Genomic DNA, 21,365 nt, shown 5'->3' with positions numbered 1-21,365 from the left:
ATGGTGAAAGTACTTCCGAAGGAGTGAACTAATGTGATTATTAATAAAGTAGAAATTTGCGGAGTAAATACAGCTAAACTTCCAATATTAAAAGAAAAGGAAAAGCGTGAGTTATTAAAACGCATTAAAAATGGAGACAAAGGCGCTAGAGAAACTTTTATAAATGGTAATTTAAGATTGGTTTTAAGTGTTATACAAAGATTCAATAATAGAGGAGAAAATGTTGATGATTTATTTCAAGTTGGCTGTATAGGCCTTATGAAATCTATTGATAATTTTGATTTAGCTCAAAACGTTAAATTTTCAACATATGCAGTTCCTATGATTATTGGTGAAATAAGAAGATATTTGAGAGATAATAATTCAATAAGAGTAAGTAGATCCTTAAGAGATATAGCATATAAGGCATTATTAGTTAGAGATAAATTAATAAAAGATAATAACAAAGAACCAAACATTTCACAAATAGCAAAAGAACTAGAGATACCTAGGGAAGAGGTTGTTTTTGCATTAGATGCAATTCAAGATCCTGTTTCTTTGTTTGAACCTATATACCACGATGGTGGCGATGCTATTTATGTAATGGACCAAATAAGTGATTCAAAAAACACTGATGAATCGTGGCTTGAAAATATATCTATAAAAGAAGCTATGAAAAAACTAAGCGATAGAGAGAAACTTATTTTAAACCTAAGATTTTTCAGAGGAAGAACACAGATGGAAGTTGCTGATGAAATAGGAATTTCGCAAGCACAAGTTTCAAGGTTAGAAAAAACTGCTTTAAAACATATGAAAAAGCATGTTTAAAAGAACTCGTTTGAGTTCTTTTTTTTTATGTGAATTAATATAATATAAGGACGAAATCTAAAGGAGGATTAGTATGGAAGAAAATTTACACTCAATTAACTCAATGAAAAATATGGAGATAATAGATATCAATAATGGAAGGAAAATCGGGTTTATCATTGATATAAAAATCGATTGTGAAAATGATAAAGTGCTATCGCTTGTATTACCTGGAGAAAGTAAAGGCTGGTTTAATAAGTCGGAGGAAATAGAAATTCCTTGGGAAAAAGTTAAGAAAATAGGTGATGATGTTATCTTAGTTTCACTAGATGAGTATAATTTTAATGAAACAGATAGGAATATATATTGATAACATCTAGTCAAGATAAAGAAAAATATGTATAATAACTGTATAGATTAGGAATTTATGTACAGAAAGGATGGGAAATTATGAAGTGCCCTTTTTGTTCTTTTAATGAAAGTAAAGTTGTTGATTCAAGGTCAACAGACGATAACACAACAATCAGAAGAAGAAGAGAATGTCTAAAATGTTCTAAGAGGTATACTACATATGAAAAAATTGAGGATATACCTATATTAGTAATAAAAAAAGATATGACTAGAGAAAATTTTAATAAAGAGAAAATTATTAATGGATTAATTATTGCATGTCAAAAAAGGCCTGTATCTAGAGGTCAAATTGAAAATATCGCAAATGATATTGAAAAAGCTATTTCTAATCAAATGATTGCAGAGGTCCCATCTCAGACTATTGGAGAGATGATTATGGATAGGTTAAAGGAAATAGACGAAGTTTCTTATGTTAGATTTGCTTCAGTTTATAGGCAATTTAAAGATATTAATACTTTCATGGAAGAAATTAATAGATTAATGAAGGAATAGTACATAAAAGACATTTCATAAATTGAAATGTCTTTTATGTTTTAGATAAGTATATTAAGTTAAACTTAGGTAAAAACTTAACTTAAAAATAGCATGAATAAATTATAAATGTTAAAATTATTTATATAGGTGTGGGAGGATATAATGGAAAAGGTAGAAGATTTTTTAGTAATTGATAATTTAGAAAGCAAGGTTGTTTTTTCTACAGCTGAAAAAAATAGAAGTTTTAATAGAAACACTGAAGAAGGAATAAAGGAATTAGAGAGTATTAAAAAAACATTTAACGTAAGTGAAGTATTATTTTTAAAGCAGATTCACTCTGATATAGTTAAAGTGTATAACGGTCAAAAAGATTTTAATGATAATGAAGGTGATGCTATAGTTACAAATAAGAGAAATGTTGTAATTGGAGCATTCACAGCGGATTGTGTACCAGTAATACTTGTAAATGAAGAAAAGTCTGCAATAGCTGCCATTCATAGTGGTTGGAAAGGAACTTTTAATTCTATAACAAGAAAGGCACTTAAGGTTATGGAAAGTGATTTTTCATGTGACCACAGTAAAACTAAAGCATATATTGGACCGCATATTATGGATTGCTGCTATGAGATTTCAGAAGAATTAAAAGAGAAATTTTTAAAAGAAAAAAAAGATGTTTTAAGTTTATTTAAAGGTAGAAATTTAAATATGCAAAATTGTATTTTATATGATTTAAAATGTGAAGGTGTGCTAAGTGAAAATATTATAACTATAAATAAATGTACATATTGTAATGAGGATGTAAAATTACATTCTTATAGAAAATCAAATGGATCTTATGGAAGATTATTTACATTTGTATTTTTAAAATAAGGGGGATATTCATGTCAAAAGATAGAATTTTAATAGTAGATGATGAAGAAAATATTTTAGAACTTTTAAGATTTAATTTAGAAAATTCAGGTTATGATGTTATCTGTGCTTCAAATGGTATTGATGCATTAAAACTAGTTAAAGAAAAAAGGCCAAAATTAGTTTTGTTAGATATAATGCTACCTGGAATGGATGGGCTTGATGTTTGTAAGGAAATAAAAAAAGATAAGGACCTTAAAAATACTTTTATTATAATGTTAACTGCAAAAGGTGAAGAACTTGATAAGATTCTTGGGTTAGAACTAGGTGCAGATGATTATATGACTAAGCCTTTTTCAATCAGAGAATTATTAGCAAGAGTTAAGGCGGTTCTTAGAAGGACAAATGTAGTAGATGTAAAAGAAGAAAATTTCTATGAAAAAGGAAGAATAAAAATAGACTTTGAAAGATACGAAGTATTAATTAATGGAGAGAAAATAGATACTACTTTAAAAGAGTTTGAACTTCTTGAAATGCTTATCAAAAATAGAGGGAAAATTTTAAATAGAGAGATACTTCTTGAGAAAATTTGGGGATACGAATATATAGGAGAAACAAGGACTGTTGATGTCCATATAAGATATTTAAGAAAAAAAATTGAAGAAGATGATAAGGCACCTAAATTCATAGAAACAATCAGAGGTGTTGGTTATAGATTCAACGGGTAGGTTATGAAAAAAAAGATTGTAACATCTGTAGTTATCACAGTCTTATTTGCACTACTTATTATAACTTCTTCATTTATGGCCCTTGTAAGTATCCAAGAAATTAAAAATACCAAAAGCATTTTAAAAAATTATAATGATATTGTTATTCATTCAAATAACTTAACAAAAGACTATTTAAAGACATTTAAGATTAATAATGTTGAGATTTCTTTTACTCTTATCGATAAAAGTGGAAAAGTATTATATGGTGATAAAGGAGATTTTTCTGATAATGAAATAAACGATGCCAGAAATAAGGGGCTTGGATACTCAGAGAGACATAATCCAGAAATCAAGCAAGACATGATATATTGTGCTACATCTTTTGATGATGGAATGGTTTTAAGAAGTGGGGTTCCAATTAAAACAATGGAATTTTTAGTTCATGAAGATATGAAATATTATTTAATCGTTTTAGGAATAGTGTTTTTATTATCGATTGCTTTAGCACTTAAATTAGTAAGGCTTATAGTTGAGCCTGTAAAAAATCTAGAAAATGTTACTTTTAAAATAGCAAATGGAGACCTAAATACAAGAGTTCATATTAATTCTAATGATGAATTAGGATCACTTGGTAAGACGTTTAATAATATGGCAGACCAACTGCAAAGCAAGATTCGTGAAGTTTTAGATAAGCAAAATAGATTAGAATCGATATTAAGAAGTATGCAAAGTGGAGTAATTGCTTTAGATAGAAAAAACAATATAATTACAATGAATCCTTATGCTAAAGATATATTTGGTATAAAAAAGAATATTGTTGGTGAAAATATTTCAAATTATATTGATGATAAAAATTTAAATAAAATAATGTTAAGTGATAACAATGAAGAAAAAGAAATAAAAATTAAAAAACCATATAAAAAAGTATTAAAAATAAAAAAGGATGCTATGATAAATGGTTATGAGCGCATTGGTGATGTTATAGCTATTCAAGATATAACTGAAATGAAAAGACTTGAAAATATGAGAACACAGTTTGTTGCTAATGTTTCTCATGAATTAAAAACACCATTAACATCTATAAAGGGTTTTTCTGAAACATTGCGTTTTGTTGAAGATAAAGAAACTCGAGATAAATTTTTAGACATAATAGATAAAGAGTCAACAAGGTTAACAAGACTTATAGATGATATATTAACTCTTTCAAATCTTGAAAATTGTGAAATAGAAGAACTTGAAGAGTTTTTACCAGATAAAATTATTGAAGATGCTGTAAATATTTTAAAAGATCAAAGTGAAAAGAAAAACATAAAAATTCATTTTGATAGCAGGAATAGACATAGCATTTTAGGGCGAGAAGATAAGTTCTTACAAGTTGCTATTAATTTAATAGAGAACGCTATTAAATATTCAGATGAAGATACTAATATCTATATAAAAAGCTATACAGATTCTAATGAATATATTTTAAAAGTAAAAGATGAAGGTATGGGTATTCCTAAAGAAGATTTACCTAGGATTTTTGAAAGATTTTATAGGGTAGATAAAGCAAGAAAACGAGGGGGAACAGGTCTTGGACTTGCAATTACAAAACATATAATAAAATCTTTTGGAGGAACAATAGAAGTTGATTCAGATTACGGTATAGGCTCAACTTTTACATTTAAGATTAAATATATATAGAATACGAAACTCTAGAGTTTAAACTCTAGAGTTTTTTTGTTAAATAAATTTAACAAAGTTAATTTTATTTAACATACAATATTTTGGAATTAACATTCGCATAATAATTGCTTAACTTTATGGAGATATTATATAAGTGTAAGATAAATAAAAATTAATTGGAGGGAAATTAATGAAAAAAAGAAGTTTAAAACTTATAGTTGGAGTATTATCGATAGCGATGATTGGGGGAATATTTGTAGGTTGTGGAAATGATGCATCTAAAGGAGAAGGAAGTTCTGAAACAATTACAGTAAGTGGTTCATCAGCTTTATTACCATTAATGGAACAATCAGTTGAAAAATATAAAGAAGTAAACCCTAATGCAATTGTTAGTGCTCAGGCTGGTGGTTCTGGTACAGGATTAACACAGGTTTTAGAAGGAACTGTTAATATAGGAAATTCAGATATTTTTGCAGATAAAAAATTATCAAAAGATCAAGCAAGTCAATTAGTAGATCATAAAGTAGTAGCACAAGGGTTTGGGGTAGTAACAAACAAAGAAGCTGGAGTTAAGTCATTAACTAAAGAACAAATACAAAAAATATTTAGTGGTGAAATAAAAAACTGGAAAGAAGTTGGCGGTAAAGATAAAGAGATTTTAGTTATTCATAGACCAGCATCTTCTGGTACTAGAGCCACTTTTACAGATAAAGTATTAGATGGTAAAAAAGAATTAGAAAATGATTCTATAGGAGCAACTCAAGATAGTAATGGAGCTGTTTTAAATGCTATGAAACAAAATGAAGGTGCAGTAAGTTATGTGGCTTTATCATATATGAATACTGAAGAAGCTAAAAACAGCTTGGATTTAGTATCAATAGATAAAGTAGAAGCTACAGCACAAAACATAATAGACGGAAAATACGATTTTTGGTCTTGGGGTCACATGTATACAAAAGGTGAAGCACAAGGGCTAACAAAAGAATTTATAGATTTTGTAGGAAGTGATAAAAATAAAGAGTCAATTGAAAGTTTAGGAATGATACAAGGTAGTTCAATAAAAGAAGATAAGTAAAAGGAATGAGTAATATGAAAAAAAGAAGTTTCAAAGAAAGGTTAATTAATGATTATATAGGAAAAGGACTAAGCAGCGCATGTGGAATCTTTATAATCGTAATAACGCTAGCAATAATATTCTTTATAGGATCTAAAGGAATTCAGACATTTACAAAAGGGAATTACGGGATAGCAGAGTTTTTATTTACAAATAACTGGAATCCTTCGGGATCGCCACAATCATTTGGAGCTCTTTCTTTCATATTAGGTTCCATATTTGTATCAATAGGTGCAGTTTTAATTGCAGCACCTATTGCAATAGCTCTTGGTATATTTGTAAATTTAATTTCAAAGAAATTAGGAGAGAGGTTTATTAAACCAACACTTGAAGTACTAGTTGGAATCCCATCAGTAGTATATGGTTGGGTTGGGGTTTCAGTTTTAGTTCCTCTTATTAAAGATAGTTTTGGTGGGATAGGATTTTCACTACTTGCTGGAATACTGGTTTTATCAATTATGATATTACCTACGATAGCAACACTTTCTATAGATGCGATAAAAGGAATACCAAATGAGCATATAGAAGCATCATATGGACTAGGGGCTACAAGATGGCAAACAATTAAAAATGTAGTAACACCAGGTGCTAAAAGTGGGATACTAACAGGAGTTGTTTTAGGTCTTGCACGTGCTTTTGGTGAGGCTTTAGCAGTACAAATGGTTATAGGAAATGCAATTAAAATACCAGATAGCTTAACTTCATCAGCTGCAACACTAACAAGTATCCTAACTATGGATATGGCAAACACTGTTACAGGAACTGCATGGAATGATGCCCTATGGACTATGGCACTGATACTACTTCTTATGTCATTTATATTTATATTGATTATAAGAAGAATTGATAAAGGAGGAAACTAAAGTGAACGCTAAGAAAATTGATAAAATAGCAACAGCTATATTTTATATAATAAGTGGATTTGTTGTTCTTCTACTTGCACTTTTTTTAGGATTTATATTTTACAAAGGAATCGGCATGATATCACCTAAATTTATTTTTAGTAATCCTAAAATGATAAGTGCAGGTGGAGGAATAGGACCACAAATTTTCAATTCACTATATTTATTAGTTATTTCTTTATTGATTACAGTTCCAATTGGAATTGGTGCAGGTATATACCTTGCAGAATATGCAAAAGAGGGTGTCCTTCTAAGGATAATTAGACTGTCTTTAGAGACTATGTCTTCACTTCCTTCAATTGTTATTGGGATGTTTGGTCTATTAGTATTTGTAAATATGGCTGGGTTTGGCTATTCTATATTAGCTGGTGCATTATCTGTCAGCATATTAAACATTCCGGCAATGACAAGAATAGCTGAAAATGCTATTAGATCTGCAAGTGTAAAGGTAAAGGAAGCGTCTTTAGGATTAGGTGCAAGTAAATGGCAGACTATTGTTAAAGTTACACTTCCAACTGCTATGAATGAAATTCTAACTGGAGTTATTTTGTCAGCTGGTAGAATTTTTGGAGAAGCTGCAGCATTACTTTATACAGCTGGATTAAGTTCAGGAAATTTAAATTTTGGAAATTTAAGCTTAACTGGTGAAACATCAGCATTTTCATTATTTAGACCTGCTGAAACATTAGCAGTTCATATATGGAAGTTGAATTCAGAAGGTGTAGTTCCAGATGCAGCAGCAATTGCAAATGGAACAGCGGCAGTACTTGTAATAATGGTTTTATTATTTAATATAATAGCAAAATATATAGGAAATAGAATGTTAAAGTCATATGGTGGACATTAGGAGGAACTTATGAGTATTATTGAAACTAAAAATTTAAACTTATACTACGGTACAAATAGAGCATTAAAAGATATTAATTTAAAATTTGATAAAAATGAAGTTACAGCTTTGATAGGTCCATCTGGTTGTGGTAAGTCAACTTTTTTAAGAACTATAAATAGAATGAATGATCTTATTCCTATAGTGAAAATAGATGGAGAAGTATGTTTTGAAGGACATAACATATTTGCAGATTACGATGAAATAGCACTAAGAAAGAGAATTGGAATGGTATTTCAAAAACCAAACCCGTTCCCAATGTCAATATACGATAATGTAGCTTATGGTCCTAGAATTCACGGAATTAAGGATAAAAAAACATTAGATCAAATCGTAGAAAAAAGCTTAAAAGGTGCAGCACTTTGGGACGAATGTAAAGATAGACTTAAAAAATCAGCACTAGGATTATCAGGAGGACAACAACAAAGGTTATGCATAGCTAGAACTTTAGCTGTTTCCCCAGAAATAATACTTATGGATGAGCCTACATCAGCACTTGATCCTATATCTACAATGAAAGTAGAAGAGCTTATAGGAGAATTAAAAAAACAATATACAGTAATTATAGTAACTCATAATATGCAACAAGCTGGACGTATTGCAGATAAAACAGCATTTTTCTTAAATGGTGAAGTTATAGAATACGGTAAAACAGAAGATATTTTTTATAAACCTAAGGATAAAAGAACAGAAGATTATATTACAGGAAGATTCGGATAATCGAGGTGAATTTATGACGAGGATAACTCAAAAACAAAAAATAAATTTAATTAATGAAAAATTATCTAATATGGCTACCCTTTTAAAAGAACAATTAGAAATGAGTATGGATGCTCTAGAAAAGAAAGATATAGCTTTAGCAAAGACAGCTATAAAAAAAGATGATGAGATAGACTCTCTTCAAAAGGAGATTGAAGAAGAATGTATTAAATTTATAGCGACTGAACAACCATTAGCAAAAGATTTAAGGCGAGTGTTTACAGCAAGCAAAATAGTTACCGACTTAGAAAGAATGGCTGACCACACGGTTGATATCTGCAAGATAGTCAGATTTTTAGAAAATTATAATAGAACAAACGATTTTAAAGAGTTATGGGATATGAAAGATAAAATAATCCATATGATTGATGTAGCAATGGAAGCTTATTTAAATCGAGATGCAGATAAAGCTTATGAAATATGTAATCTAGATGATGAAGTAGATGAAATCCATAAAAGGTTATTTAAAAAACTGCTTATTGAAATAAAAGAAGAAGACGAAGTTGAATCAGCAACAAGACTTTTATTTGTAAGTAAACATCTTGAGAGAATTGGAGACTATGTTACAAATGTTTGTGAATGGATAATATTCTCTAAAAAAGGGAAATATGTAGATTTAAATGATTAAAAGATAGGGTTACCTATCTTTTTTTCTTCTTAGATAAAGTGTGATTTAATAAATAAATTCAAAGCTTATATAAAACAGTCTAAAATATTTGACTAACAAGGTATATTAATGTAATATAACAAAGAAACACTAGTTTTGTTAAGGGAGTGAGAGACATGAAAAATATAATAAAAGAAGTACTTCCTGAAAGTATTGCAGAAGAAGTTGGAATCGAAGTTGGAGATATTTTACTTTCAATAAATGATACTGTAATAGATGATATTATAGATTATAGATTTTTAGCAGCTGATGAAGAAATAACTCTTCAAGTTCAAAAGGCTAGTGGTGAAATATGGGATATTGAGATTGAGAAAGATTATGGAGAAGAGTTAGGTCTAGAATTTGGCGGCGGTATTATGGATAAGGCAAAAAGTTGCAGTAATAAATGTGTTTTTTGTTTTATAGATCAGTTGCCAAAGGGAATGAGAGAAACTTTATATTTTAAAGATGACGATTCAAGACTTTCATTTTTACAAGGTAATTTTGTAACATTAACAAATATGAAAGAAGAGGATATTGATAGAATAATAAAATATCATATAAGTCCAATTAATATTTCAGTTCATACTACTAATCCGGAATTAAGAGTTAAGATGTTAACTAATAGATTTGCAGGTGAGATTTATGAAAGAATGGAGAGACTTGCAAAAAACGGTATAATGATGCATGCACAAATCGTATGTATACCAGATATGAATGATGGAAAAGAACTTGAAAAAACTATAAATGACTTGTATAAATTATATCCACAGGTTAATAATGTAGCTATAGTTCCTATTGGAATTACAAAATATAGAGAAAATTTACATAAAGTAAAAACTTTCACAAAGGAAACATCAAAAGAAACTATTAATTTAGTAAAGAAACTTCAAGATAAATTCTACAAAGAGGTATCAGAGCCGTTTGTAAGGTTATCTGATGAGTTTTATTTAGTAGCAAATGAAGAAATCCCAGATGCAGATTTTTATAATGGCTACTCTCAAATTGAAGATGGTGTTGGTGTAACTAGATACTTTAGAGAAAGTATTAATTCACAATTGAGTGAATTAGACTTAAGTAAAAAAGGAGAGTATACTGTAGTTACAGGAGACTTAGCTTATAATGAAGTTAAAAGTGCAATGGCATCAATAACTTCAAAAAACAAAAAAATCAAAATCACTGTAGAAAAAGTACTTAATAAATACTTTGGTGAGACTATAACAGTTTCAGGACTTCTAACTGGAACTGATATTATAAATCATTTAAAAAACAATATAAAAACTCCATATTTAATTATGCCAGATAACATGTTTAGAAGAGGATATGAATTAGCACCTGAAGAGTATATAATGCTTGATGATGTTACAATTCCAATGATAGAAGAGGCGTTAGGTGTTAAAGTAATACCTTGTGATTATAGTGGGGATGGTTTTATAGAATTATTAAATTCATATAACGAGGAGGAATAGAAAATGGCAAAACCGATAGTTGCTATGGTTGGTAGACCAAATGTTGGTAAATCAACTTTGTTTAATAGATTAGCCGGAAAAAGAATATCTATCGTTGAAGATACTCCAGGAGTAACAAGAGATAGAGTATATGCTGAGGCTGAGTGGTTAAATCATAACTTTACAATGATTGATACAGGTGGTATTGAACCTGAAAGAGGAGATATAATCCTTAAACAAATGAGAAGACAAGCAAATATCGCAATAGAAACAGCAGATGTTATTGTTTTTATTGTTGATGGTAAAGAAGGTTTAACAGCAGCTGATAATGAAGTTGCTACAATGCTTAGAAAAAGTAAAAAACCAGTTGTACTAGTTGTTAATAAAGTCGATTCATTAAAAGAAGAAGATAATGCTTGGGAATTTTATAACCTAGGAATGGGTGAACCTGTTACAATATCAGCATCACAAGGTTTAGGTCTTGGAGATATGCTAGATAGAATAGTTGAAAACTTTGACCCACACGCAAGCGATGAGGAAGAAGATGAATATATCAGAATAGCTATGATTGGTAAACCAAACGTAGGTAAATCATCACTAATAAATAAATTATTAGGAGAAGATAGAGTAATAGTATCTAACGTTCCAGGAACAACAAGAGATGCAATAGACTCATATCTTGAAACTGATGAAGGTAAGTTCATACTAGTAGATACTGCTGGTATTAGAAGAAAGAGTAAAGTTAAAGAAGAAATTGAAAGATATAGTGTTATAAGGACATATACAGCAGTAGAAAGAGCTGATGTTTGTATATTAATGGTTGATGCACAAGAGGGAATAACAGAACAAGACGAAAAAATAATAGGATATGCTCATGAATTAAACAAAGCTATTATGGTAGTAGTTAATAAATGGGATCTTATAGAAAAAGATGATAAAACTCTTGATAACTATAAAAAAGATATGCAAAGTAAGCTTAAATTCTTAAAATACGCACCATATCTATTTATTTCAGCATTAACTGGTCAAAGAGTACATAAGGTACTACAAATGGCTAGAATGTGCTATGATAACTATTCAAAGAGGATATCAACAGGTATACTTAATGATGTAATAAGTAGGGCTGTTTTAATGAAAGAGCCACCTGTTGTAAGTTTAAAGAGATTAAAAATTTACTATGCGTCACAAGTTGCTACAAAACCACCAAAATTCATTTTCTTTGTAAATGATTCTAACGCTAGACATTTCTCATATGAGAGATATTTAGAAAACCAAATAAGAGAAAGTTTTGATTTCGAAGGTACTGGGTTACAAATCGAGTACAGAGAAAGGAAAATGTAAAAATGAGTAAGGTAGCATTTATCGGTGGAGGTAGTTTTGGTACAGCACTTGCGATTCAGTTAGGAAAAAAAAATAACGATGTAAGGATATTTGATAGGGATAAATCAGTTTGTGACGATATAAATAAAAATCATAAAAATGATAAATATTTAAAAGATATCGAAATTCCTAAAAATGTTATTGCATTTAATAGTGCTGAAGAAGCTCTAAAAGATGCACAATATGTTGTTTTAGCAATACCATCTCATGTAATTAGAGATGTTTTGAGAAATATAAAAGACTTAATTGATGAAAAAGCAATAGTAATATCAATAGCTAAAGGAATTGAAGCTGGATCTAACAAAAGATTATCAGAGGTAATATCAGAAGAGGTGAAAAATCCTGTAGTAATACTGTCAGGACCAAGCCACGCTGAAGAGGTTGCAATTGAGATTCCGACTACATTAGTATCTACATCAACAGATATGAGATACGCAGAGACAGTTCAAGAGCTATTTATGACCCCAAGCCTTAGAATATACACAAATGATGATATTATTGGTGTAGAGATAGGTGGAGCCGTTAAAAATATAATTGCACTGGCTGCAGGTGTTGCAGATGGTGTTGGTTATGGAGATAACTCTAAAGCAGCACTTATGACTAGAGGGATGAAAGAAATCTCAAGAGTAGGAGTTGCATTAGGAGGTAAAGCGGAAACTTTTTATGGTCTTACAGGAATGGGTGATTTAATAGTTACATGTACATCAATGCATTCAAGAAACAGAAGAGCGGGAATTTTAGTTGGAAAAGGTTTAAAACTTGATGAAGCGCTTAATGAAGTAGGAATGATTGTTGAGGGGGTAAAAGCCTGCAAAGCATTTAATGAACTTAATAAAAAAATTAATGTAAGCATGCCGATTACAGAAGGGCTATACGAAGTTCTTTTTAATAATAAGAAACCTGATGAAGTTGTTACTGAACTTATGCTTAGAGAAAAGAAAAACGAAATACATTAAAATAAAAGCGTATCAGAGAAAAATCTGATACGCTTATTTCATATCTGAAAGTCGTGAATTGTAATATTTATAATATGATGATATATGAGATTTAACAAAAGAAAAGTACATTGAACTTCCAATGCGTAAAGAGTTAGGAAGTGAATTTTCAGTAAGGTTTGTACCTATAATTACTATCTTTTTTAATGATAAGGAACTTTTTATATATTTTCCTATAAGTTTTGGTTTAATAGAATTATACGGGAAAATAATTAAAATATCGTTTTCAAAAGTGTTATTATTTTTAAATAAATCTTTATTCAGTATATTAAAAGATAATGAATTGTTAAGTACAGAGTATTTAGTATTTTCTTTTATGTGATTTTTAAAGTTTGGAAAAGCTATGTTGAAATTAGCAATTTCATCCGAAAGAATTGTTATATTAAGATTTTTATTTGCATAATCTTTTGACAATAACTTAAAAATTATTTTAAAGATAGATTCTGTTTCTTTAAAGCTAGAAATATTAATTAAATAAAATAGTGACGAAGTATTTAAGAAATTTGTAGTTTCTTTTAAAAATTCAACCTTTGACTCCATATCATGAACCTCCTAAATGGTGTTAAATAAATTTTACCATATATTAATAAAATATGCTATTTATAGAAAAATATTTAAAGTTTAATTGGTAATTATTTTATAAATATTGAATATATATATATTGTTATAAAATAGTTAGGAGGAAACAAGGTGGATAACTTTAAAATTTATAAAGACATATCTGAGAGGACACAAGGAGATATTTATGTTGGGGTTGTAGGACCAGTTAGAACTGGGAAGTCAACTTTTATAAAAAGATTTATGGATATAATGGTAATACCTAAAATTGATAATTCTTTTAAAAAGGAAAGGGCAAAAGATGAATTGCCACAAAGTGGGTCTGGGAAAATGATTCATACTACAGAGCCGAAATTTGTACCAAATGAAGCCGTTGAAATAAATCTAGATGAGGAATTAAGATTTAAGGTAAGAATGGTTGACTGTGTTGGTTACATTGTTAAGGAGGCACTTGGATACTTAGATGGAGAAACTGCAAAAATGGTTAATACACCATGGTACGACTATGAAATACCTTTTGAAGATGCAGCAGAAATTGGAACTAGAAAAGTAATTACTGACCACTCTACTATAGGACTTGTAATAACAACAGATGGAAGTATTACAGGGTTAGACAGGGAAGATTATTTAGAGGCAGAGGAAAGAGTTATAAATGAACTTCAATCTATAAATAAACCTTTTGTAGTTGTTTTAAATAGTTCAAGTCCAAAATCTGCAGAAACTAAAAACATAAAAGATGAAATGGAAAAGAAATATAATGTATCTGTTAAGCCTATGGATATTTCGAATATGAATGAAGATGACATTGAATCTTTATTTAAACAAGTACTTAAAGAGTTTCCTATTAAAGAAGTAAATATTAATATGCCTGAGTGGCTAGAAAAATTAGAGGCAGATCATTGGTTAAAAAAGGATTTCTTCAACATAATTAAAGGAATGAGCAAAAACATATCAAAAATTAGAGATGTCAAAAACGTAATTGATGGTTTGTTTGACGAAGAAAATTTAGGTGATATTTCTATTAAAGATATAGACTTAGGTATAGGTACTGCAGATATTCTTATGAAGCCAAAGGAAGATATTTTCTATAAAATATTAAGTGAAATATGTGAATTAGATGTATCATCTGAAAATGATCTATTATCAATAATAAAAGAATTAAACCACGACAAAAAAGAGTATGATAAAGTAAAGGATGCATTAAAAGATGTTACTGAAACAGGGTATGGATTAGTTGCACCTCAGATTCAAGAAATGAAATTCGAAGAGCCTGAAATCGTAAAACATGGTAGTCAATATGGAGTAAAACTAAAGGCTAGCGCACCGTCATTACATTTTATAAAAGCTAATATTCAAACAGAGATAAGTCCTATAATGGGTTCTGAAAAAGAATCAGAAGATTTAGTTAAATCGTTATTAGAGCAATTTGAAAATGATCCTGCTATGCTTTGGCAAAGTAATATGTTTGGTAAATCTTTAGAAGTTTTAGTAAAAGAGGGTCTACAAAATAAATTATATAAAATGCCAGAAGATGTTCAAGTTAAAATTCAAAAAACATTACAAAAAATTATTAATGAAGGTAGTGGCGGATTAATTTGCATAATCTTATAGATATAAAAAAGTTACAGTTTTTGCTGTAACTTTTTTTATTTGTGTTTAAAAAGTAAAAATATGGTAATTATTATAAAAGGAGGTGATGATTTGAGTAAAGTCAATTTATTAGACTTAGATATAATAAGTAAATTACCAAAAAACAAAATCAAAGACATTAAATTATATCCTGTATTTATAGATAAAGATACATTAGCTTGTGTGGGTAGTTTGAACTCAGAGGATTTAAGTTACTTAAAATTTCTTTATAATAAAGAAATAATTTTAAAAGAATGTTGCTTTAGTGATTTAAATAAGATAAGAGATAGTATTTTATTAAATGAAACAGTTGAAAAAATTGAAGAATTAATAATTGAAAAAGCAATAAACCTACAGTCTAGTGATATACATTTTGAGCCTTTTCAAGATAGTATAAAAGTTCGATTTAGAATTAATGGTGATTTGATTACATTCTTCAAGATAAGAAAAGATAAGTACAAGGAAATGTTATCTAGAATAAAAATAACAGGAAATATGGATATGACAGAAAAGAGATTACCTCAAGATGGAAAACTTAAATTTGATTTTAATAATAAAACCTATAGTATTAGAGTTTCTACATTGCCTTTAGTTTATGGAGAAAAAATAGTACTTAGAGTATTGTACAAAAATCATAATTATACTATTGAAGGATTAAATTTAGAAGAAAGTCAAAGAGATAATTTAACTAAAATAATAAACTCTAAAAGAGGAATAGTATTAATTAATGGACCTACAGGAAGTGGAAAATCATCAACTTTATATACAATATTAGAATCAATAAAAGATACAAACACGAATATAACTACTATCGAAGATCCTGTTGAAGTATTAATTGAAAATATCAACCAGATTTCTTTAGACAGAAAGGCTGGACTCGATTTTTCGAATGGGTTAAGGAGTATATTAAGGCAAGACCCAGACATTCTTATGGTTGGTGAAATAAGAGATGAGGAAACAGCGAAAATAGCTGTTAGAGCTGCTATTACAGGGCATAAAGTATATACTACAATTCATACAAAGTCATCGAAAGAAGTTTATTATAGACTTGAAGAGATGGGAGTAGAAAAATATTTAATCAAGGATGCAATTATTGGATTGGTTTCTCAAAGGCTAATAAAAGTATTATGTAATAATTGTAAGGTTAAAGAAAAAGTTTTGTTTCAAAATCAAGAATTGGAAGTTTCTAATTCAAAGGGATGTTTAAAGTGCAATTTTACAGGAAGTTCAGGACGAAAGTTAATTTCGGCTGTACATTATATAGATTATTTCATGACTGAAGAAAAACTGAATAATTTAAGTAATAAACAAATGTTAGATATGGTTTTATCATTACTTAAAAAAGGAGAAATATCTTTAGATGTTTATGAAGATTTTATAAAAGGAGAATATATTATATGAAGTTTTTATCAAAAAAGGATTCTTCAAAAGAAATTAACATTATAGCCTCAAACTTAGCTATGCTTTATGGCGAAGGTATGAGCATAACATCATCAATATACATTTTGAAAGATTTCCCATTATCAAAACGTTATAAAAAGAGTTTAAATTCTATATATGGATACATTTTAGATGGAAGTAGTCTATATGATGCATTTTCTAAATTTAGAGAATTATATCCTAAATTCTTTACAGAGATGGTGAAATCCGGGGAGGAGACAGGCAACCTATCTAAGATATTATTTGAAGTTGGTGATTACTATTGGGAGATGGATAGGCTGAAAAAAGACGTAATAGGAGCGTGTATTTATCCATTATTTCTGATGATTACCATGTTTATTATAATAAATATTTTTGTATTTCTAGTAATACCAAACTTTTCTGATATGTTAAATAATAATCAAAGTATTCCAAGTCATACAAAGCTTATTTTAGATGCATCTTTATATTTAAAAGAAAATTTTATGAAAGTAATAGTTTTAATAGTTTTATGGGGAGTAGTTATTCCAATGATATTTTTAAGAGAACATATTATAAAATATATAAGTAAAACTATAAGCAAAAATAAGTTTGTAAAATCAATAATAGAATATAAATTAATTATAACCTTAAATATGATCCTTTCAAGTGGGATAAATTTATCTAAAGGCTTGATGCTTTGTACAAATAGCAATAATGATAGAAGTCTTAATTTACTAAATACTTATATTACAAAAGGTGTAAGTCTTAGTGAGGCTGCAGTTCATTGCAAGGAGTTAAGTGAATATTCTCTAGCTATGATAAAAATAGGAGAAAGCAGCGGAACTTTAGAAAAAAGCTTAAAAAAGACTACTAAAATACTGAAAGACAGAAATGCTGTATCTATAGATAAGCTAGGAAAATTAATACAACCTATAGCAATAATCCTAATGGCAATACTTGTTTTATTATTCTTAGTATCATTTATTTTACCGCTATTTGATAGTATGTATAACGTGGGGTGATTGGAATGAAAAATAAAGGATTTACTTTAATAGAACTTATAGCAGTTTTAGCGATAATGTTAATTTTATCATCTATTGGATCGCTGACATTTAAAGGGCTAAATAATATAAAAAATGATAATGCTAACGAACAATTTATATCAGAACTTAGAATGCTTATATCAACTGGTAAAAAGATTTCTGTCTCAGAGAGTATGAACACAAATATAATAATTGACGAAAATGCAAAAAAGATAAAGTTATCTATAAGTAGCAAAGTTAAAGATAGCATAAAAATACCAAGTAATTTGAGATTTAACAGTATAAAAAGGGATATCTTGATTAAAAGTGATGGGAGAATTGAGCCATTTACTTGGATGTTTAAAGATGGGGATAAAGAATATTCTATATCAAGGCCTGTGGAAGGAGATTATATCAATGTTAAAAAACCATAAATCTAGAGGGTTTACGCTAATCGAGGTAATTGTAGCTTGTTCTATTTTAGTTTTAACCTCTTCATTTTTAATTAAAGTTGTTTCAACAGATTACAATCATATAAAGTTTCAAAATATTTTAGAAGAAGAAAAGAAGAATATCGAAATAATTAAAAATGAAATTAAATATAATATTAGCTTATGTGATTTATCTAGTTTAATAAATACAAAGGGAGAATTGTTTATAAATTTAGACCATTTTAGCGAAAATATTCTTACAAAGAAATTAGAAGATTTAATTACAAATGAAGATAAACTAAAAAGACAGTTTAAAGTTAAGGCAAATGAAGAAAGTGATACTAGTATAAATATCTCACTTGAGATAATAGAAAAAGGAGATATTGCTTATAAAGATGATTTTAAAAAAGAATTTTGGATGGAAAAAGTGTAGAGGATTTACTTTGATAGAATTAATAATTTCTATATCAATGATATCTATAGTTTTGTTCATTTCAACTACGTTATACTTAGATTCACTTAAGCATAATAAATATATTCAAAGTTTAAGTTTGAATGAATGCAAGGTGAATGATATAAGTGTAGACATTAAAAACAGATTAAATAGTGAAATTATTGATTCCCATGAAGTATATAGAAAACAGATAATAAGTAGAATTAAAAAAACAACTTCATACGATGATTTTTTTGTTTTAATTATTAAAAATAATAATTTAGTGCAGGAAAAATATACTTTTAAAAATGGGTACCAATACCTAATTGGAGAAATTGTTATTGCAAAAGATGTTAAAGATATAACATTTTATAATAAGGGAAAACTTATATATGCAAAGGTGAATATAAAAGGAGTTGAAGAAATTATATGGTTATAAAAAGAAAAGGTATAGTATTAATCAATTCAATATTGATTTTATTTATTATAATAACCATTGCGTTTTCAACTAGTGTTCTAATAATTCGAAGAGGGAAGATTATGACTGAAAACATAAGTAAAGGGACATTATATTATGAAAATATAGAATTACAAGATGCGATAACAGTTGTAAATAAAGAACTTGTAAAGTTAGATAAAGAGAACGTACTTAAAGATGGATTTGAATTGAAAATTTCTGATTCTAAACTTGTTTATGTTAAAAAAGAAAATAATTTTAGGTTAGATTATAAAGATAAATATTACTATACTTCAAGAAACTTAAGATACATAAATGGGGAGGTATGTTCTTGTAATATAGAAAATTGCAAATTCAAAAAGGGTGATAGTGTAATACTTTTACCGTCTGTGGAGGTGAAATATGAAAAAATTAATAATTGATGAAAACAATTCATATAAAAATCTAGACTATCTAGACTTAAAGATAAAAGAAATAAAAACTATCATTTTAAATTACTCAGAACTAATAATTTTTAAAATAAGTAAAACTAAGAGAGACGAAATTGAACAATATATAGAAAGAGAAATAATATCTAAATATGAAAATATACTTTTGCATTATGAAATTAATAAAAGAAGTAAAGAAACTTACATTTATATGTATAAAGAATGTGAGCTTTTAAATGATATATTAACTAAAAAAAGTGTAAAAGTAATACCTATAGAACTTTATATTTCAAAATGTATTAAGCATAAAGTTAATACAAAAATAAAAATTTCAAATAAAACATCTATATTAGAATTTAGTAGCAAGTACTTAAGTGGTGTTAATTATAAATTTGATAATGAAGATGTTAACAAAGGCTATGTATTTGACACGGAAGATTTAAAACTTAAGGAGAGTTAGATGGATAAATATAAAAATTTTACTTCTTATAAGAATAGAGAAAATTTATTAAAACAATCTGAAAAAACTATATCAACCTATATAAAAATTTTCATTTTAATAAATATAATACTTTTATCATTTAATATATCAAGTAAGAATGAAAATAATACAGTAGAAACGATAAATAAAGAAAGTATAAAAGAAGAAGCTATTTCCAAAAATAACGAAATATCAGAAATTTTAAAGTTTATAGATAATCACGGAAGTCAATCAGAAATAAAAGATGGAGCTGGGAAGATTAAAATAAATACATTAGATTCATTAAAAGAACTATCTAAAGTTAAAAGTTATAATATAGTAAAAGTTGAGGGAGATGGGTATGAAGTTACATTTGAATAAAATAAATGTTATATTATTTTTTTTAATGAGTTTATCAATATTTCAGGTGCTTATCTATATAAATGAAGATTCTAAAGAAAAAAATGTTGAAACCAAAAAAGTTATAGAAAAGCATCCAGAATTAGATTTTAATTATACTATAACAGAATTAAAGAAAATTAAAAATTTAGATATAATTGAAATTACCAATAAAGAAAATAAGAAAATTGGAGTAAATATATCAGGCAATTATGAGGAATCAATAGAAAGTATAACATTTCTCGAAAAATACAGAATAACAAATTATATGATCAATTTTGACGGAAAAAATTATGATGTGTTTGCAGAAATATCCTAAGAATAATCAACAAAATAATTAGATATAATAATGAATATAAATGTTTTAAATTTAAATAAGTATTAAATAAAATTATTAAGTAATTGCATTTGTACTTTAGTTTTGATAAAATATCATTGTTATGTCAGAAGAAACCAAAATATGATTATAATTGTTATAAACATATATAGTTGGAATGAATTTATACTTTTGGAGGGATATTTTATGATATCAGCAGGAGATTTAAGAAAAGGTACAACTTTCGAACACGAAGGGCAAGTGTACACAGTAATCGATTTCTTACACGTTAAACCAGGAAAAGGTGCAGCATTCGTAAGAACAAAATTAAGAAACGTTATTTCAGGAGGAGTTACTGAAACAACTTTTAACCCAACTGCTAAGTTCCAAGAAGCAGTTATAGAAAGAAAAGAAATGCAATATCTTTATAATGATGGAGAATTATACTATTTCATGGATCAAGAAACATATGAGCAAATTCCATTAAACTTTGAAAAAGTAGAAGAAGCTATCAAATATTTAAAAGAAAATATGTTTGCAATTATTAAATTCTACAAAGGTGATGCATTCTCAGTAGAAGCTCCAAACTTTGTTGAGTTAACTATAACTCATACTGAACCAGGAGTTAAAGGGAATACTGCAACAAATTCTTTAAAGCCAGCTACAGTTGAAACTGGTGCTGTTATTAACGTACCTATGTTCATAAACGAAGGTGACACTATAAGAGTAGATACTAGAAGTGGCGAATACATGGAAAGAGTTTAATAACGTAAATTGCTAAGTTCAATAGAACTTAGCAATTTTAA

Annotated in this window: 26 protein-coding genes; 25 read left to right on the top strand and 1 reads right to left on the bottom strand. The window is 28.0% G+C overall.

What is annotated here, in order from left to right; all coding sequences use genetic code 11:
• Window positions 1-33 precede the first annotated feature (33 nt).
• From sigG to M4I33_RS13535, 14 genes are all read left to right on the top strand, one after another.
• The gene (sigG, locus tag M4I33_RS13600) at window positions 34-807 is read left to right on the top strand and encodes an RNA polymerase sporulation sigma factor SigG (protein ID WP_257917312.1); all 774 of its coding nucleotides are present in this window, start codon (window positions 34-36) and stop codon (window positions 805-807) included.
• A 73-nt stretch (window positions 808-880) separates the two neighbouring features.
• On the top strand, window positions 881-1,156 hold the full coding sequence (locus tag M4I33_RS13595; RefSeq protein ID WP_194190261.1) for a YlmC/YmxH family sporulation protein: 276 nt from the start codon (window positions 881-883) through the stop codon (window positions 1,154-1,156).
• An 80-nt stretch (window positions 1,157-1,236) separates the two neighbouring features.
• Entirely contained in the window at window positions 1,237-1,689 is a 453-nt protein-coding gene (nrdR, locus tag M4I33_RS13590) for a transcriptional regulator NrdR (RefSeq protein ID WP_194190262.1), read from the top strand.
• Window positions 1,690-1,833: 144 nt separating this feature from the next.
• Window positions 1,834-2,541: a peptidoglycan editing factor PgeF gene (gene pgeF, locus M4I33_RS13585; RefSeq protein WP_257917311.1), complete on the top strand. Its 708-nt coding sequence runs from the start codon at window positions 1,834-1,836 to the stop codon at window positions 2,539-2,541.
• Between the two features lie 11 nt (window positions 2,542-2,552).
• Entirely contained in the window at window positions 2,553-3,248 is a 696-nt protein-coding gene (locus M4I33_RS13580) for a response regulator transcription factor (protein WP_257917310.1), read from the top strand.
• Between the two features lie 3 nt (window positions 3,249-3,251).
• Complete coding sequence (locus M4I33_RS13575) at window positions 3,252-4,913, top strand: HAMP domain-containing sensor histidine kinase (RefSeq protein WP_257917309.1); 1,662 nt, start codon at window positions 3,252-3,254, stop codon at window positions 4,911-4,913.
• A gap of 172 nt (window positions 4,914-5,085) precedes the next feature.
• Complete coding sequence (locus M4I33_RS13570) at window positions 5,086-5,970, top strand: phosphate ABC transporter substrate-binding protein (RefSeq protein ID WP_257917308.1); 885 nt, start codon at window positions 5,086-5,088, stop codon at window positions 5,968-5,970.
• A gap of 14 nt (window positions 5,971-5,984) precedes the next feature.
• Window positions 5,985-6,872 (top strand): phosphate ABC transporter permease subunit PstC, encoded by an 888-nt coding sequence (gene pstC / locus M4I33_RS13565; RefSeq protein ID WP_257917307.1) that lies wholly within the window; start codon window positions 5,985-5,987, stop codon window positions 6,870-6,872.
• 1 nt (window position 6,873) lies between these two features.
• Window positions 6,874-7,758, top strand: coding sequence for a phosphate ABC transporter permease PstA (pstA, locus tag M4I33_RS13560; protein ID WP_194190268.1), 885 nt, complete (start codon window positions 6,874-6,876; stop codon window positions 7,756-7,758).
• A gap of 9 nt (window positions 7,759-7,767) precedes the next feature.
• On the top strand, window positions 7,768-8,517 hold the full coding sequence (pstB, locus tag M4I33_RS13555) for a phosphate ABC transporter ATP-binding protein PstB (RefSeq protein ID WP_257917306.1): 750 nt from the start codon (window positions 7,768-7,770) through the stop codon (window positions 8,515-8,517).
• Window positions 8,518-8,530: 13 nt separating this feature from the next.
• Window positions 8,531-9,184 carry a phosphate signaling complex protein PhoU gene (gene phoU / locus M4I33_RS13550; protein WP_257917305.1) on the top strand — a complete coding sequence of 218 codons (654 nt, stop codon included), beginning with the start codon at window positions 8,531-8,533 and terminating at the stop codon, window positions 9,182-9,184.
• Between the two features lie 155 nt (window positions 9,185-9,339).
• Complete coding sequence (locus M4I33_RS13545; protein ID WP_257917304.1) at window positions 9,340-10,671, top strand: DUF512 domain-containing protein; 1,332 nt, start codon at window positions 9,340-9,342, stop codon at window positions 10,669-10,671.
• 3 nt (window positions 10,672-10,674) lie between these two features.
• On the top strand, window positions 10,675-11,991 hold the full coding sequence (gene der, locus M4I33_RS13540) for a ribosome biogenesis GTPase Der (protein WP_257917303.1): 1,317 nt from the start codon (window positions 10,675-10,677) through the stop codon (window positions 11,989-11,991).
• Window positions 11,992-11,993: 2 nt separating this feature from the next.
• The gene (locus M4I33_RS13535) at window positions 11,994-12,986 is read left to right on the top strand and encodes an NAD(P)H-dependent glycerol-3-phosphate dehydrogenase (RefSeq protein WP_257917302.1); all 993 of its coding nucleotides are present in this window, start codon (window positions 11,994-11,996) and stop codon (window positions 12,984-12,986) included.
• A 33-nt stretch (window positions 12,987-13,019) separates the two neighbouring features.
• On the opposite strand, the gene M4I33_RS13530 is transcribed toward M4I33_RS13535, so the two are convergent.
• Window positions 13,020-13,565, bottom strand: coding sequence for a hypothetical protein (locus tag M4I33_RS13530; protein WP_257917301.1), 546 nt, complete (start codon window positions 13,563-13,565; stop codon window positions 13,020-13,022).
• 150 nt (window positions 13,566-13,715) lie between these two features.
• Here M4I33_RS13530 and spoIVA point away from each other — a divergent pair, with 150 nt between their 5' ends.
• The 11 genes from spoIVA (at window position 13,716) to efp (ending at window position 21,324) form a co-directional block, all read left to right on the top strand.
• Entirely contained in the window at window positions 13,716-15,194 is a 1,479-nt protein-coding gene (spoIVA, locus tag M4I33_RS13525) for a stage IV sporulation protein A (protein ID WP_257917300.1), read from the top strand.
• Window positions 15,195-15,284: 90 nt separating this feature from the next.
• Window positions 15,285-16,613, top strand: coding sequence for a GspE/PulE family protein (locus tag M4I33_RS13520; RefSeq protein ID WP_257917299.1), 1,329 nt, complete (start codon window positions 15,285-15,287; stop codon window positions 16,611-16,613).
• Window positions 16,610-17,635 (top strand): type II secretion system F family protein, encoded by a 1,026-nt coding sequence (locus M4I33_RS13515; protein WP_257917298.1) that lies wholly within the window; start codon window positions 16,610-16,612, stop codon window positions 17,633-17,635. The genes M4I33_RS13520 and M4I33_RS13515 overlap by 4 nt, the downstream gene beginning before the upstream one ends.
• Before the next feature lie 5 nt (window positions 17,636-17,640).
• A complete protein-coding gene (locus M4I33_RS13510) occupies window positions 17,641-18,069 on the top strand; it encodes a prepilin-type N-terminal cleavage/methylation domain-containing protein (protein ID WP_257917297.1) in 429 nt (142 codons plus the stop codon).
• On the top strand, window positions 18,053-18,499 hold the full coding sequence (locus M4I33_RS13505; RefSeq protein ID WP_257917296.1) for a type II secretion system protein: 447 nt from the start codon (window positions 18,053-18,055) through the stop codon (window positions 18,497-18,499). Before M4I33_RS13510 ends, M4I33_RS13505 begins: the two co-directional genes overlap by 17 nt.
• Before the next feature lie 10 nt (window positions 18,500-18,509).
• Window positions 18,510-18,938: a hypothetical protein gene (locus tag M4I33_RS13500; RefSeq protein WP_257917295.1), complete on the top strand. Its 429-nt coding sequence runs from the start codon at window positions 18,510-18,512 to the stop codon at window positions 18,936-18,938.
• 101 nt (window positions 18,939-19,039) lie between these two features.
• Window positions 19,040-19,378 (top strand): hypothetical protein, encoded by a 339-nt coding sequence (locus tag M4I33_RS13495; RefSeq protein ID WP_257917294.1) that lies wholly within the window; start codon window positions 19,040-19,042, stop codon window positions 19,376-19,378.
• Complete coding sequence (locus tag M4I33_RS13490) at window positions 19,359-19,844, top strand: hypothetical protein (RefSeq protein ID WP_257917293.1); 486 nt, start codon at window positions 19,359-19,361, stop codon at window positions 19,842-19,844. Before M4I33_RS13495 ends, M4I33_RS13490 begins: the two co-directional genes overlap by 20 nt.
• Entirely contained in the window at window positions 19,845-20,225 is a 381-nt protein-coding gene (locus M4I33_RS13485; RefSeq protein WP_257917292.1) for a hypothetical protein, read from the top strand.
• Window positions 20,206-20,562, top strand: coding sequence for a hypothetical protein (locus M4I33_RS13480; protein WP_257917291.1), 357 nt, complete (start codon window positions 20,206-20,208; stop codon window positions 20,560-20,562). Before M4I33_RS13485 ends, M4I33_RS13480 begins: the two co-directional genes overlap by 20 nt.
• 204 nt (window positions 20,563-20,766) lie before the next feature.
• Window positions 20,767-21,324 (top strand): elongation factor P, encoded by a 558-nt coding sequence (gene efp, locus M4I33_RS13475; RefSeq protein ID WP_194190285.1) that lies wholly within the window; start codon window positions 20,767-20,769, stop codon window positions 21,322-21,324.
• Window positions 21,325-21,365 lie beyond the last annotated feature (41 nt).

It is taken from the genome of Clostridium sp. LY3-2 (assembly GCF_024705715.1).
In the GTDB taxonomy this organism is placed as follows: Bacteria; Bacillota; Clostridia; order Clostridiales; family Clostridiaceae; genus Clostridium.
This window is presented reverse-complemented; position numbering and strand designations above follow the sequence as displayed.

Bases quoted from the DNA above. Each gene is read 5' to 3' on its own strand.
- M4I33_RS13490 (WP_257917293.1), top strand. From the start codon at position 19,359: ATGAAAAAATTAATAATTGATGAAAACAATTCATATAAAAATCTAGAC.
- M4I33_RS13515 (WP_257917298.1), top strand. From the start codon at position 16,610: ATGAAGTTTTTATCAAAAAAGGATTCTTCAAAAGAAATTAACATTATA.
- M4I33_RS13595 (WP_194190261.1), top strand. From the start codon at position 881: ATGGAAGAAAATTTACACTCAATTAACTCAATGAAAAATATGGAGATA.
- nrdR (WP_194190262.1), top strand. From the start codon at position 1,237: ATGAAGTGCCCTTTTTGTTCTTTTAATGAAAGTAAAGTTGTTGATTCA.
- M4I33_RS13575 (WP_257917309.1), top strand. From the start codon at position 3,252: ATGAAAAAAAAGATTGTAACATCTGTAGTTATCACAGTCTTATTTGCA.
- M4I33_RS13495 (WP_257917294.1), top strand. From the start codon at position 19,040: ATGACTGAAAACATAAGTAAAGGGACATTATATTATGAAAATATAGAA.
- M4I33_RS13545 (WP_257917304.1), top strand. From the start codon at position 9,340: ATGAAAAATATAATAAAAGAAGTACTTCCTGAAAGTATTGCAGAAGAA.
- M4I33_RS13510 (WP_257917297.1), top strand. From the start codon at position 17,641: ATGAAAAATAAAGGATTTACTTTAATAGAACTTATAGCAGTTTTAGCG.
- pgeF (WP_257917311.1), top strand. From the start codon at position 1,834: ATGGAAAAGGTAGAAGATTTTTTAGTAATTGATAATTTAGAAAGCAAG.
- efp (WP_194190285.1), top strand. From the start codon at position 20,767: ATGATATCAGCAGGAGATTTAAGAAAAGGTACAACTTTCGAACACGAA.
- pstC (WP_257917307.1), top strand. From the start codon at position 5,985: ATGAAAAAAAGAAGTTTCAAAGAAAGGTTAATTAATGATTATATAGGA.
- M4I33_RS13480 (WP_257917291.1), top strand. From the start codon at position 20,206: ATGAAGTTACATTTGAATAAAATAAATGTTATATTATTTTTTTTAATG.
- der (WP_257917303.1), top strand. From the start codon at position 10,675: ATGGCAAAACCGATAGTTGCTATGGTTGGTAGACCAAATGTTGGTAAA.
- M4I33_RS13485 (WP_257917292.1), top strand. From the start codon at position 19,845: ATGGATAAATATAAAAATTTTACTTCTTATAAGAATAGAGAAAATTTA.
- M4I33_RS13530 (WP_257917301.1), bottom strand. From the start codon at position 13,565: ATGGAGTCAAAGGTTGAATTTTTAAAAGAAACTACAAATTTCTTAAAT.
- M4I33_RS13580 (WP_257917310.1), top strand. From the start codon at position 2,553: ATGTCAAAAGATAGAATTTTAATAGTAGATGATGAAGAAAATATTTTA.
- M4I33_RS13535 (WP_257917302.1), top strand. From the start codon at position 11,994: ATGAGTAAGGTAGCATTTATCGGTGGAGGTAGTTTTGGTACAGCACTT.
- M4I33_RS13570 (WP_257917308.1), top strand. From the start codon at position 5,086: ATGAAAAAAAGAAGTTTAAAACTTATAGTTGGAGTATTATCGATAGCG.
- phoU (WP_257917305.1), top strand. From the start codon at position 8,531: ATGACGAGGATAACTCAAAAACAAAAAATAAATTTAATTAATGAAAAA.
- M4I33_RS13505 (WP_257917296.1), top strand. From the start codon at position 18,053: ATGTTAAAAAACCATAAATCTAGAGGGTTTACGCTAATCGAGGTAATT.
- pstB (WP_257917306.1), top strand. From the start codon at position 7,768: ATGAGTATTATTGAAACTAAAAATTTAAACTTATACTACGGTACAAAT.